Annotated in this window: 12 protein-coding genes; 5 read left to right on the top strand and 7 right to left on the bottom strand. The window is 44.4% G+C overall.

Annotated features, from left to right (window positions below; genetic code table 11):
- The first annotated feature begins 1 nt into the window (after position 1).
- Together ABWT76_RS01320 and ABWT76_RS01325 are read left to right on the top strand one after the other, a co-directional pair.
- The gene (locus ABWT76_RS01320) at positions 2-1096 is read left to right on the top strand and encodes a lysylphosphatidylglycerol synthase transmembrane domain-containing protein (RefSeq protein WP_354635510.1); all 1095 of its coding nucleotides are present in this window, start codon (positions 2-4) and stop codon (positions 1094-1096) included.
- A 46-nt stretch (positions 1097-1142) separates the two neighbouring features.
- A complete protein-coding gene (locus ABWT76_RS01325; RefSeq protein ID WP_354635511.1) occupies positions 1143-2144 on the top strand; it encodes a polysaccharide deacetylase family protein in 1002 nt (333 codons plus the stop codon).
- Positions 2145-2316: 172 nt separating this feature from the next.
- Here the strand turns inward: ABWT76_RS01325 and ABWT76_RS01330 are convergent, their stop codons facing one another.
- On the bottom strand, positions 2317-2616 hold the full coding sequence (locus tag ABWT76_RS01330) for a 30S ribosomal protein PSRP-3 (RefSeq protein WP_054465154.1): 300 nt from the start codon (positions 2614-2616) through the stop codon (positions 2317-2319).
- Between the two features lie 113 nt (positions 2617-2729).
- Here ABWT76_RS01330 and ABWT76_RS01335 point away from each other — a divergent pair, with 113 nt between their 5' ends.
- Positions 2730-3554: a TIGR01548 family HAD-type hydrolase gene (locus ABWT76_RS01335; protein ID WP_354635512.1), complete on the top strand. Its 825-nt coding sequence runs from the start codon at positions 2730-2732 to the stop codon at positions 3552-3554.
- Positions 3555-3762: 208 nt separating this feature from the next.
- Here the strand turns inward: ABWT76_RS01335 and ABWT76_RS01340 are convergent, their stop codons facing one another.
- The 6 genes from ABWT76_RS01340 to ABWT76_RS01365 form a co-directional block, all read right to left on the bottom strand.
- Positions 3763-3933: a type II toxin-antitoxin system HicB family antitoxin gene (locus tag ABWT76_RS01340; RefSeq protein WP_190878055.1), complete on the bottom strand. Its 171-nt coding sequence runs from the start codon at positions 3931-3933 to the stop codon at positions 3763-3765.
- A gap of 199 nt (positions 3934-4132) precedes the next feature.
- Positions 4133-4873, bottom strand: a complete 741-nt coding sequence (locus ABWT76_RS01345; protein ID WP_354635513.1) for a tetratricopeptide repeat protein — start codon at positions 4871-4873, stop codon at positions 4133-4135.
- Between the two features lie 249 nt (positions 4874-5122).
- A complete protein-coding gene (locus tag ABWT76_RS01350) occupies positions 5123-6652 on the bottom strand; it encodes a hypothetical protein (RefSeq protein ID WP_354635514.1) in 1530 nt (509 codons plus the stop codon).
- A 266-nt stretch (positions 6653-6918) separates the two neighbouring features.
- Positions 6919-8646, bottom strand: a complete 1728-nt coding sequence (locus ABWT76_RS01355; protein WP_190878051.1) for an ABC transporter permease — start codon at positions 8644-8646, stop codon at positions 6919-6921.
- A gap of 12 nt (positions 8647-8658) precedes the next feature.
- Positions 8659-10227 carry a hypothetical protein gene (locus ABWT76_RS01360; protein ID WP_354635515.1) on the bottom strand — a complete coding sequence of 523 codons (1569 nt, stop codon included), beginning with the start codon at positions 10225-10227 and terminating at the stop codon, positions 8659-8661.
- Between the two features lie 140 nt (positions 10228-10367).
- The gene (locus ABWT76_RS01365) at positions 10368-11318 is read right to left on the bottom strand and encodes an ABC transporter ATP-binding protein (protein WP_054465150.1); all 951 of its coding nucleotides are present in this window, start codon (positions 11316-11318) and stop codon (positions 10368-10370) included.
- A 183-nt stretch (positions 11319-11501) separates the two neighbouring features.
- Here ABWT76_RS01365 and ABWT76_RS01370 point away from each other — a divergent pair, with 183 nt between their 5' ends.
- Both ABWT76_RS01370 and ABWT76_RS01375 read left to right on the top strand, forming a co-directional pair.
- The gene (locus ABWT76_RS01370) at positions 11502-12167 is read left to right on the top strand and encodes a glutathione S-transferase family protein (protein WP_054465149.1); all 666 of its coding nucleotides are present in this window, start codon (positions 11502-11504) and stop codon (positions 12165-12167) included.
- A gap of 89 nt (positions 12168-12256) precedes the next feature.
- Complete coding sequence (locus ABWT76_RS01375) at positions 12257-12613, top strand: hypothetical protein (RefSeq protein WP_054465148.1); 357 nt, start codon at positions 12257-12259, stop codon at positions 12611-12613.
- The last annotated feature ends 234 nt before the right edge of the window (positions 12614-12847 follow it).

The following is a 12847-nucleotide window of genomic DNA, read 5'->3' on the forward strand; positions in this document are numbered from 1 at the left end:
TATGAAAGAAAAACAAGATTCCCTGAAAAAAAGAGAGACTTCCGTTCGTCGCTGGCTATACGGACTATTGGGTCTAATCATCACCATTGTCTTTTTAGTCTGGGCATTACGGGGTGTATCCCCAGGGGTGGTATGGCAAGCGGTGCAACAATCCCAAGGAGAATGGGTGCTGCTGGGGTTAATCACCTTTATCAGTTCCTTTTCCATTCGGGCAAGACGTTGGGGCACCTTGCTGGGGGCACACCACGACCCAGGGTCCTTTAAAATCCGTCAATCTGCGGTGTTCATTGGCTTTGCCGGTAATGCTATTCTCCCAGCCCATGCGGGAGAGGTGATTCGTTCTTTAATTCTGCACCGATTTGGCGGCGTTCCTTTGGGGGCAGCCCTGGGAAGCATCTTCGCCGAACGGTTGCTGGATGCGGTGGTCGCCTTTCTCTTATTATTAATTGCCCTGTTGTCCGTGACCCAAGCTAGTCACCTTGGGGCCGTACAACCGGGAAATTTCTCCTCTTTGCCCGTTGGCTGGATCGCGCTGGTGTTAGCGATCGCCTGTGTAATGTTCTTATCCGCCGCTAGATGGCCTTTGGCGATCGCGGAATTCGTTGGCAAAGTTAGCCGAGTCTTCGGTCTGGGTCGCCATGCCCCCCGAATTGAGGCGATCGTCCGCAGTCTACTCAGTGGACTCGAAGCCCTCCGCTATCCTCAACGGGGCATTATGGCGGTGATGGAGAGTTTCTGTATTTGGGGCATGACCGGCATGACCTACTGGTTCCTGATGTTGGCCTTTGGCATTAATACCCCCGGCCCAATGGGGGCTTTGTTCGTCCAAGGGGTTGTGGCATTAGCGATCGCCATTCCCTCGTCCCCCGGTTACTTAGGCCCATTTGAAGCCGCCATCAGATTCGGACTGGGACTCTACGCCATTCCCCCAGATGCGATCGTGGCTTTTGCCATCACCCTGAGAATTCTCATGTTCTTCAGTCTCACCGCGATCGGATTTTTCCTCGCCACCCGGTTGGGTCTATCTTGGCATGACTTCATCCAAAGCAAAAACGACCAAAAAGCGGGTGTTTTCACCAAATCTGGATCTGGGTGAGGAGGCAAAAATTACGAAGAGAAACCCCATTCCTGAGATTAAAACCATGAACAAAAATAAAAATAAGCAACAAAATAACAAACCCTACGCCAGCTTATCCCTAGACCTGGATAACAAATGGTCATATATGAAAACTCACGGCGATCGCGGTTGGGAAACTTTCCCCTCCTACTTGGATATTGTTGTGCCTCGGTTCCTGGAATTTCTCAAAGCCAGAAATCAGACCATTACTGTCTTTATTGTCGGTCAAGATGCGGCATTAGAAAAAAACCACCAAGCCCTAAAAGCGATCGCCGATGCAGGCCATGAAATTGGCAATCATTCCTTTAATCACGAACCGTGGTTACATCTTTATTCCGAGGCAGAAATTGAACAAGAAATTGTCATAGCCCAACAGCAGATTAAGCAAGTCACGGGCAAACGTCCCATTGGATTTCGCGGCCCTGGTTTCAGTATTTCCCAAAACACTTTACAGGTTTTGAAAAGACAAGGCTATGAATATGATGCCTCAACTTTCCCCACTTTTCTCGGCCCGCTTGCCCGGGCTTATTATTTCCTCACCACCAAATTAGACCCGGAAGAACAACGCAAACGCAAAGCATTATTTGGCAGTCTCGCCGAAGGATTTCGACCCTTAAAACCCTATCATTGGCATCTGGATGCCGGGGAAATTGTGGAAATTCCTGTAACTACCATGCCCATTTTTAAAGTGCCGATTCATGTCAGCTATATTCTCTATCTCAGTCAATTTTCAACGGGGTTAGCCTTACTTTATTTTCGGATAGCCATGTTGTTATGCCGCTTAACCGGAGTGCAACCGTCTTTATTGCTTCATCCTTTGGATTTTCTTGGTTATGATGATGCCCCAGAGTTGGCATTTTTCCCGGCGATGAAACTGCCCTCGGCAAAGAAAATAGAAATCCTCAGTCAAGTGCTTAATTTAATGTCCGATCGCTTCACAATTGTGACGATGCAGCAGTATGCTCGCGAAGTATCGCAAAAAGCGAATCTGCCCCTGGTGCAGCCAAATTTTCAACATAATTGTTGATTGTTGATTGTTGATTGTTGATTGTTGATTGTTGTTTGTTGTTTGTTGTTTGTTCAGCAACCACCAACCACCAAGCACCAACCACCAACCACCAAAAAAATAATCAGCGGATGTCCCCCTATTTTCAATTACCAAGGGATATCCGCTGTAAAAAGATTCTCGGAAAGCTAGATCAACTGCTACCAGTAAATTGAAGTTCTGGAAATTTACCTTGAGCAGAGGATAAAGGAAGCCGTCTGCCTTCTTCTTGCCAATAGTTAATTACTTCTGTAGCTTTATTGAGTAACTCGACGCGATCGACTTCGGCGATCCAGTGCTTGCCTTCGAGTTCATTCTTCAGTTCTTCCCAGGCATCATTGCGAGGCCAAAAGAAGTAACGAGTTAATGGACTGGTGCCTTGACCAACAACTTGATCTACCGCAAGGGCTACGTTGTCCTCTAGCCAGAGAACCTTTAGAATGAATTTTGACAATCAAACCTCCCGGACAATGCGGTGACTATTTTACAAATGTACAATTCTCTATTGTACAACAATTTTTGTCAATAGCGCAGTTATACAGCAATTATTTTTTTGGGAGGAAATCAGTGAGCGGGGAATCAACTAGAGGCGACCGGGCAATCGCGATCGCGGTTTTTGATATCGATGGGGTGGTCAGGGACGTGAGTGGGTCATACCGACGGGCGATCGCGGATACCGTGGAACACTTCACCGCCGCCAAATACCGCCCGACATACCGCCCCACCCCTGGGGATATCGACCAACTCAAATCAGAAGGCATCTGGAATAATGACTGGGAAGCTTCCCAAGAATTAATCTATCGCTATTTTGAACGGCAAGGTCAAAGCCGTGGGGAAATAAATCTTGACTTTGAAACCTTAGTGGCATTTTTTCAATCCCGGTATCGCGGCACCGACCCGGTGAACATGAATGGCTACATCACCCAAGAACCTTTACTATTACAACCCAGTTACTTAGCCAGTCTCACAAATGCGGGAATTCCTTGGGGATTTTTTAGTGGGGCAATGCGGGCAGAAGTTGCTTATGTGCTAGAAGGGGCGTTAGGGCTGGAAAATCCCGTGGTTGTAGCGATGGAAGATGCCCCCGGAAAGCCCGACCCCACCGGACTTTTTGCCGTTTTAGCCCAACTGCAACAACAGTATCCCATCTCAAAAACGACTCCAACGATCTATGTCGGCGATACGGTGGCGGATATGTGGACGGTGCAGAAAGCTAAGGAACAACAAGGCGATCGCTTTTGGGTCGGGGTGGGAGTCTTGCCCCCTCATGTCACGAGCGATCGCCGGGAAGCCTATATTCAAAACCTAGAAAAAGCGGGCGCCGCTGTGGTCCTGAGCAACGTCCAAGAATTAACCCCAGAATTAATTCAAAAATTAGTTATTGGTTGTTAGTTATTGGGTAGGGATTCTTTCGTTGTTAGTTGTTAGTTATTGGTTGTTGCTTGTTAGTTGTTCGTGGTCGAATTTTCAGAACTAATAACTAACAACTAATAACCAATAACAATAGACTTGTTACTTTCCCAGGCTAAAAAGCCTATAAGGGTTTTAATGGTGGGGGTTATCAATCCATTATTTTGCAAAAGCTTCAATAATTTCTTATTCAGCTTACCGATTTTCCAAAAGTCTCAACATGAAATAAAATAGCAGATCGCACATCATTGAGATCCTCTTGATATGTATCCCCTTGACCGACTACAACTCCCTTGATACCTAAAGGATAGGCAACATAACCATCAGGGTGTTTTTCTACAATAATTTTGCTATTTTTCATCGTTTTTTCTATTAAAAAAACAACGAAATTGACTGGAATTGTATTTAGTTGGTTGTTGTTTGTTAATTGTTGGTTGTTAATTGTTTTTTGTTGTTTGTTCCAGATTATTCCATTGGTAGGGTGGGCAAAATTTTGCCCACCCTACTAATAACGAACAACCAACAACAACCAACAACCAACAACCAACAACCAACAACAATTACTTAATTTCAATAAATTTTTGCAAAGCGGCGACCATTGCCGGAGGCCAACGGCGAATCTGACTCACCCAAGTGAGGTCTTGATAACGGCGATCTAATCCTGCTGCTGCCACCCAGTTACTTTCGGCTTCGCCAATTTTGCCTTCTGACCACAGGGCGGCGCTAAGGGCTGCCCGCATATCGGCAAATTTGGGGTATTTGCGGACTAAGTTTTTCATCTGCCGCAAGGCTTCGGACTTTTCCCCAAGCTGATACAGGGCCAGGGCATAGTTTGCGCGGGCAAAGGCATAGTCGGGGGCTAATTCACTGGCTATTTCATAGTCAGCCACAGCCGCTTGCCATTGTCCTAAACCCGCTTCCGCATTGCCTCGGTTATTGTAGGCTGCGGGATCTTCGGGGTTGAGTTCTAGGACATGGTTATAGTCCGCGATCGCCTCTTCATAGCGCCCCAACCCTTCCCACGCGGTGCCCCGGTTGAGATAGGCATCCGGGGCATTGGGATAAAGTTCTATAGACTTGTTATAGTCCGCGATCGCCTCTGCCAACTTATTCTGGCTAACCCTAGAATTGCCTCGGTTACTCCAAATTGCCGGATTTTCGGGAAACATTTGTAAAATTTCCGTCCAATAAGCCTCTGCCGTGGCAAAGTCTCCGGCATTAGTCGCGGACATAGCTTGACTGACCAACTCTTCCGCTTGAATAATTTGGGTTTCGGTGGTGGGATTTTCTGATTTGGCCATTACCGGCGCCATATTTCCCAACCAAATCCCCACAGTAACAATCAGTACACACAATAACCTTAAAATCACAGTATCCTCACAATTACCGTTTATGGCAATTGTACGAAAATTTCGCTCGCTGTTACAAATACAAGGTTATTTCTGGTTTGTTTGTTGTTTGTTGTTTGTAGGGGTCAATGGCCATTGACCCCTAAATTAAACCCTACATTGACCCTAGAACAGAAAAATTTAATTTGGGCAAGTCATCGATTAATCACCAGCTAAAAGGGCTTTTGTTTGTGACTCACCGGCTAGACGAAGTTGCTGTTTCAGTTTCCACGTTAAAGCGGCAATAATACTGGAATGACTGAGGACAACTCCGAGAAAACCGTTTAATGAGATATATTCAGTGCCTAAAAATGGGAGTGGGGTAAACAGATACAATTCGGGAACATAGTCTGGATTAACCTGGAATATCCCTAAAAGCAATAAGGGAAATATCATGGCGATGCCGATACTTGAAGCAGCCCAAATTGCCCGTTTATTGTTTTTAATTAGCAGCATCAGTTGAGCTAAGACTGCATAGATCAACATTAAGGTACAAGCAATGAAAATACCCGCGATCGCCCATATTTGTTCTTTGCTATCTATGGGATATAACAAAATCCAAGGCAGGAAAATACCGATTGTGATGCCAAGATTAATCGCGATCGCTACTGGGGCAGGACTTTTTTCACCAAATATCCAATCTTGCCAGGAATATTTCAAATTTTGAGTATGGGAATATCGCGCCCAATCTTGCAAAGTTTGGCGATGGGGAGACAGCATAGCAATCAAACCCATAAACCAGCATAAGTTGATTAAAGCAAGGGCAATTATGCTGTTTTCAAAAACATAATTGCTGGGTGGAAATAGGTTGATTTGGGGTAGAACAAAACCTAGTAAATTAATCTCAAAACAAGCGACTAAGCTGTAACTCTCTTTTTTGCTAAAAATTGTCGCGGTGGTATTTTTAAAGCGGCGGTTTAACCCTCGCCAAATCCAATAAATCCACAGAAGACAATTGAAGATAGCAAATCCTCGGAATGCGAAGATATTATCGGCGATCGCAGTCCAAAACCATTGCAAGTCTTGAAATTCCATGTAGTAATCATATAAAATGCCGAAATCCGTATATAGAGATAACCAAAGGCAAAAAGTAGCTGTGCCTGCGGCGATCGCCCCTTGAGTTCCGCCCAGAAAAACGTAAAGCATTCCCAGGCTGTAGAAGAAACCGCAAATTGCCCCTAAGAGTACATAGAAACTCAGTAGCAAAGGTACAGAAAAATCAGCCGCGATCGCTGACCAAATATGCAAAGGCAAAGCCACCGCAGCCCCTAAAAAAATAATGATGGGAACTCCCAGCATTTTGCCCAAGAGAATAGTATAAGTTGACTGAGGAGTTAGGCGAATAAAATTTAAAGTGCCGCGCCGCTGTTCTTCAGCTAAATTTGAGACTAATAAATAAACTCCACCGACCACCAGAGTCAAAACCAAAATCCAACTAAAACTATGGTGTAAATCTTTCCACCACTCCGGCCAATTAATCGTACAAAAACCCTCTGTTTCCGTACAATATGGATGATAAAGTTCTATTTTTCTGGAGGGCAGTTGTACCCAGAAGTAAAGTAATAACAAAAGCTGAATCGCCAGAGATGCGCCAATACCGAGGAAAACGTTACGATTGTTCAGCCGTCCTTTGAATTCACGGAATATTTGCGGATTCCATTCGCCGATGGGATCTAATAATGAAATATTCATCGTATTTTTTTGGGTCATAGTTAGTGGTTAGTAGGGTGCGTTAGGCGCTAATTCTATTCATATAAAAACCGTTAATTTTCAAAATAGCGCCGTAACGCACCATCTTTATTTAGCGTAGGTTGGGTTCAGTAACGGGTAGGGTGCGTTAGTCGCTAACTTAACTGATATAAAAACCGTTAACTTTTAAAATAGCGACGTAACGCACCAAATTGACATTAAGCAAAACTACAATTTTCAAGCAGTGATTAACCCACGACATTTACATCTTAAATTGTAGGCAATTTCACTGGTTTCAGCAAGGCTTGAGTGGCTGACTGACCCAAATGATTCACTCGCCGTTTCAACACCAAAGTTAAACCACCTAAAATGGCAAATTGCCCCACAAAAGCTAACAGCACATAATTGAATGAAATATGTTCTGTGGCCGCCCAATAAAAGGCGGAAAATAGCCAGAGAAATGGTTGGTCATCGGGTTCCAGGGAAAACAAGACAAAAACCATTAGAGGCAAAACAGTTAATGTCTCTACAATGCTGGCTGCCCAAATGCCTCGTTTCTGGGTTTTCATTAATAACATTAACTGGGCAATGACTGCGTAAATGGTAATCGAACTAATGAATAATAAGAGATTCCCTAAAGCAGCGGTTTTGATTGTTTCATTAGGCCATAGCAAAATCCAAGGGACTAATAAACCAGCGGCAAAAATAGCATTAAGCGCGATCGCCACAATCGCCGGACTTTTTTCACCCCAAACCAAATCCTGCCACAGGGATTTAAAACTGTTGCTGTGAGAATATCGCGCCCAATCTTGTACCGTTTGCCGGTGAGGAGAAAGCGCCGCGATCAACCCAATAAACAGCAGTAGATTTAAGAGTAATATATAACCCAAATTCTCAGAAAAAGCTCTAATAAATTCGCTATATTCATAAGGTTGTCCTTCTTGCAGAGCAAAACCTAGCATCGCTAATTGAAACAGAGCAACCAGGTTATAACTTTGGCGCTTACTAATTATCGTGGCGGTGGGGTTGGGGAAGCGACGAGAAAGCCCTTGCCAGATAGCATAAGTCCAGAGGCAGTAATTTACCACCATGAGGCAAAAAATAGCGATCGCCGAAGCACCTAACGGCCAATAAAACCATTGCCAAGAAGATAAATTACCGTAGTTAAAATAATGCTCTGCGGGTTGTAAGCTGGCTAGATTCTTAGCAACTAAGTTTGGCAGTAATATGGCGGGATTGAATAAATTTAGCCAATCGATAGGTGAATGAAGGACTGGGGTTGAATATCGCTCTAGTCTTACAGATGTGAATGCGAGGCAGCCAAAGACTAAACCACTCCCTAACCAGGTTTGAAATCCACCTAAGTAAGCAGTGGTTAGCCCAAATAGCATGGCTAAACTATAGAAGAAAATGCAGCCAGCAATTACGGCGATATCAAAACCGATGATTAATCCCAAGGGAATTTGGGCGGATAATCCAGCCCAAGTATGCAGCGGTATGGCCAATAAAACCCCCAGATAAAGTAATATTGGTACGCCGAATAGTTTACCCAGCAAAATTGTTTGGGTAGACCGAGGACTGACGCGGATAAAATTTAGGGTGCCATTTTTTTCTTCTTTGGCTAGGTCGCTGATTAGCATATATGTCCCCGCCACAAAGAGGGCGAAAACCGCTGCAAAACTGAGCCACAAAAATATGTCTAGCCACCATAAATCCCAGTTAATTAGCACTTGGCCAGAAGTATCTGTTAAACATACATATCCAGAGTTTATTTCGCGGTAAGTTTCTAAGCAGTAGTAATGGGAATAGTATGTATTTAGGCTGTTGGGTAATTGGCTGCCGTAAGTCCCCACTAGAATTATCTGACTTACGAGGGAAATTGCCGCAGCGATCGCCACATTGCGGGTTTTCAGTCGCCCTTTGACTTCTCGAAAGAGTTGGGGATTGATATCACTCAAACTGTCCAGCCATTTTTCAACAAATTTTTTTAGATTCATGGTGATTTGTCTCTATACTGACGTAAGTAATTTTTGAGAGTCAGAGGCACCGAGATGATGCAATTTTTTGGTTAAACCAAAACTCAATCCGGCAATGACTAACCATTGACCTAATATAACAAAACCGATCGCGATCGCGGGGGCTTCTGGCACCGCTGCCCAAGCTATACCAAATACCGAAAACATCCACAACACCGGAGATTTGTTTTCTACCGCTAATAAAATTAGTATCGGTAAAAAGATAGCGCTAGTTAATTCAATTAAGGTTAAACCGGCTCTTTGTTGGCTTTTCATTAATAGCCCTAGCTGAATAATTAGGGCATAAATTAAGATTAAATTAACGCTCATCACCCAAGCGGCGATCGCTTGCATTGAGTTAGAAATACTGCTATTGACTAAGATCCAAAAAGGGATCAAAATTAAGCTGCTAATGCCGATATTAAGAGCGATCGCTGCTGGGGCGGGACTTTTTTCTCCTAAGATTAAATCTGCCCATAAATTCTGTTTTTCCCCAGCGCTTGTTCCTTGCCAGAAATTTTGATTTTGATTTCGATATCGTGACCAATCAATCAGAGTTGGTCTTTGCGGACAAATTATGGCGGCAATAATTAAGAGAAAGCCTAGGTTAATAATGGAAATCGGCAGTAAAGTGAATAATAAGCTTTTATCATCTTTAATTACCGACATGAATGGCCAAAGTAATCCTAGTAGCCATACTTGAAAACTGCCCACGATCCAGTAACTTTGTTTTTTGCTGATTAAGGTGCAATGAGGATGATTAAATCGGCGATTTAAACTTTGCCAAATCCAATACGCAACCGTCCCAACAGTCATCAATGTCCAGAGAGTCATTAACCCTAAATGGTTGCCAATTGGTAAAGCAAACCATTGCCAGCTTTCCCAACCATAATATGTCAGGCTAGACCAGGAAAATCGGGTAAAAATTATGGCTAAATACGATGACCCTAAACAAAAACTCACGATAGCCAAGGCGCTTTCTTGATGTTCGGCGCTACTAAACAAAATAGTCAGCATAGCCAAGGAAAAAAGAAAAATAGCCCCCACCAAAACTATAGCATATAAACTGACCAACCATCCGAGCGGAATTCCCGCAGCGATCGCGGAAATTAAATGTAACGGAACTGCCAGTAAAATTGTCAGATAAACTAATATCGGCACCCCTAATAATTTGCCGATAAAAATTTTATGGCTGGACTGAGGACTTAAGCGAATAAAATTCAGCGTACCCCCACGTTGTTCTTGAGTTAAATCACGCACCAGCAGGTAAACTACACCGCAGAATAAGATCAAGGAAAGCATCCAATAAAGAAATTGAAATATTAATAACCATTTAATTTCCCAAACATATTCTACACAATAACCGAGGGAGTGATTATTTTCATATTTAATACATTTTGAGTCAGATAATGCGGTAAAGAGTAGAAATTGAAAGCCTAAAGAACCTCCTCCGACCCAGATTAAGTTCCGCAGGGTTAATCTTCCTTTTAGTTCTCGAAATAACTGGGCATTCCAGTCACCGACTATATCGATTATTTTGTCAATCATTGTAATTGTGAACATACTTATTTGTTCCAGATACTTTTTGTCGGTTATTTGTTCTTGGTTGCTGGGTTAGAAACTGGGGCTAACTGTTAATCCGACATTTAATCCGACATTGCCGTTTCCCTACCCCTGCCCCTCTGCCCCTCCGCACTCCTGCCTTAAGAGGCTTGCTTATGTCCTAATTTGAGAAAAATGGTTTCTAGGTCTTCTTGGGTGCAATGAAATTCCGTGAGAGCAATGCCACTTTCTACGAGCGATCGCAGCAATTTAGCGCTATCTTCTGGATTACCGGAAAATTGCACCCGCAGACTGTTGCGATCGGAAAGAATTTCCCAGCCGTCTATTTGGGGATGATTACGCAATTCAGACTCTAATGCTTCTAATTTACCCAAAGTAGAGATAATAATTTGCTGGCCACTTAATCTTTGATAAAGTTCTTTCAGGGGCGCACTTTCCACCAGATAGCCAAGTTCCATAATGCCTACGGAGGTGCAAAGTTCCGCTAAGTCGCTGAGAACGTGAGAAGAAATTAAAATTGTCATCCCCGCTTCTCGGAGAATTTTGATAATTTCCCGAAACTGCATCCGGGCGATCGGATCTAACCCAGAGACAGGTTCATCTAATAGTAAAAGTATTGGTTCATGGATAATGGTTCTGGCTAAACTGAGGCGTTGTTTCATCCCTCGCGATAGGGTAGAAATTAAGCTATTGCGTTTATTGCTGAGTTGCACCAATTCTAGTACATCATAAAGCCGTTGACGGCGCCGGGGTTGTCTTAAGTGATAAAGACGGGCAAAATAGTCGAGATAATCCCAAACAGTGAGGTCATCATAAAGAGGAAAATCATCGGGCAAAAATCCCAGCCGTTGTTTCAGGGTCGGATTAGAATTATCTCTTAATAAACGTTCCCCATTAATATAGATTTCTCCAGTAGTGGGTTCTTCCGCAGTGGCTAACATTCTAATTAGTGTCGTTTTGCCTGCGCCGTTGGGGCCAATGAGTCCATAAACTTCGCCACAAGCTACCTGTAAATCTACATCATTGACGGCAATTTGTCGGTCAAATTGCTTAGTCAGTCCGCGAGTATCGATCGCCAGTTCTTTTGCCATAGCTGCTGTAGGATATGAAGGATTAGGCTGATTAATAGCCTAGCCTTTCTCTACAGGAATCGTCATCCGCTTTTCGCAAATCTGACAAAGATTTAAGATTTGTAAATTTTGGGTTAATTTTTCGCCGTAATATAGCCCTAATATATAGGAGTGAATCCCTCGGCCATCCCCAGGAATCTATCAATGCTGCTATTGCAATTTAGTACCTCTCATTACTGTCGGAAAGCCCGACTCGCACTCGGTTATAAAAAAATATCTTATACCGTTAACAATTTAACCCCAGGATTACACGCCCTCAAGATTAAACCTCTGACAGGGTTAACCACTACCCCGGTACTCTTGCCAGAGGTTGACGGGCAACCCAAAGCCATTGGGGACTCGACCCAAATTTTGAAATTTCTCGAAGCTTATAGTCCCGAACCGCCATTATCTCTAGGCAGCACCCTAGACACCGAAGCCTGGATGTTAGAAGATTGGCTTGATGAAAGTATTGGCACCGCTACCCGGTTTGTTTACTATGATTATCGCGCTGGAGAAGGCAAAGCGATTGACCCTTCCTTTTCCAGCCAACTGGTGATTACCATCGTCCGCCAACAATATGGCATTACTCCCGCAGCGGTCGCCCTTGCCAGAGATCGCCTCACAACCGCCTTCGCGGTATTACAAGAACGCTGGCAAACCCGTCCCTACTTAGTGGGCGATCGCCTCTCCGTAGCCGACATTGCTGCCGCAGCCCTTCTCAGTCCCCTTGCCCTCATTCCTGAATATCGGCAAAAATACCCCTGGCTATTTGAACGCATTGCCCAAATCCATCACAATTGCAATGAACCCCTACCCCCTGGTTTGTAATGAAAATGGTTAATCGTCCCATATTATCTCGTCTCATAGCGCCTAGGACACCGCATTGCCCTGTCCCTAGGGCTCCTGCCCCCCTGCCGATGGCGGGCTCCCCTGCTCGTTGGCGGCTCCCCTGCCCCCCCGCTCGTTGGCGGCTCCCCTGCCCCCCCGCTCCCCTGCTCCTCTGCTTCCTCCTCCCCACCCCCGCGATCGCCTTACCGCCTCCAGAAGACCTGCCGGAAGAAATTTTACGCACAGAGATCATCACCGAAGCGCGATCGCCCATTGATGGTCAACCCATCACCCCTGCGGAATATGCAAAACTCCAGCTACAACAACCAGAACTCTGGACTGACAATCCCAACCTCCCTACTGGAACATCAGCATTCTCGGCCACCAGCCACATTATCAATAAATTTCCCATCCGCTACTTACTGCGGCAGATGTTCCCTCTTTAGTGCTATTTGTTATTTGTTAATTGTTACTTGTTATTTGTTGTTTGTAGTTGAGCAATATATCCCCTGACCGACCCCTAGCCACCGGCTTGTCACCTACTAAAGATCGATTGTAGCCATTTTCCTTTACATTATTTAATATCTCTGGTGTATGAGAATATCGTCTCATCACCCAGCAACGGTTCATGCCGTTTTGCAGGGGTTTTGCCTCTACCCGTATAGGGTTAGGTTTTCTCC

This window comes from Planktothricoides raciborskii GIHE-MW2, from assembly GCF_040564635.1.
GTDB classification, from domain to species: Bacteria; Cyanobacteriota; Cyanobacteriia; order Cyanobacteriales; family Laspinemataceae; genus Planktothricoides; species Planktothricoides raciborskii.

Excerpts from the sequence above, each read along its gene's own strand:
- ABWT76_RS01320 (WP_354635510.1), top strand. The coding sequence starts at position 2 with ATGAAAGAAAAACAAGATTCCCTGAAAAAAAGAGAGACTTCCGTTCGT.
- ABWT76_RS01325 (WP_354635511.1), top strand. The coding sequence starts at position 1,143 with ATGAACAAAAATAAAAATAAGCAACAAAATAACAAACCCTACGCCAGC.
- ABWT76_RS01340 (WP_190878055.1), bottom strand. The coding sequence starts at position 3,933 with ATGAAAAATAGCAAAATTATTGTAGAAAAACACCCTGATGGTTATGTT.
- ABWT76_RS01345 (WP_354635513.1), bottom strand. The coding sequence starts at position 4,873 with ATGGCCAAATCAGAAAATCCCACCACCGAAACCCAAATTATTCAAGCG.
- ABWT76_RS01350 (WP_354635514.1), bottom strand. The coding sequence starts at position 6,652 with ATGAATATTTCATTATTAGATCCCATCGGCGAATGGAATCCGCAAATA.
- ABWT76_RS01355 (WP_190878051.1), bottom strand. The coding sequence starts at position 8,646 with ATGAATCTAAAAAAATTTGTTGAAAAATGGCTGGACAGTTTGAGTGAT.
- ABWT76_RS01360 (WP_354635515.1), bottom strand. The coding sequence starts at position 10,227 with ATGTTCACAATTACAATGATTGACAAAATAATCGATATAGTCGGTGAC.
- ABWT76_RS01365 (WP_054465150.1), bottom strand. The coding sequence starts at position 11,318 with ATGGCAAAAGAACTGGCGATCGATACTCGCGGACTGACTAAGCAATTT.
- ABWT76_RS01370 (WP_054465149.1), top strand. The coding sequence starts at position 11,502 with ATGCTGCTATTGCAATTTAGTACCTCTCATTACTGTCGGAAAGCCCGA.
- ABWT76_RS01375 (WP_054465148.1), top strand. The coding sequence starts at position 12,257 with ATGGCGGGCTCCCCTGCTCGTTGGCGGCTCCCCTGCCCCCCCGCTCGT.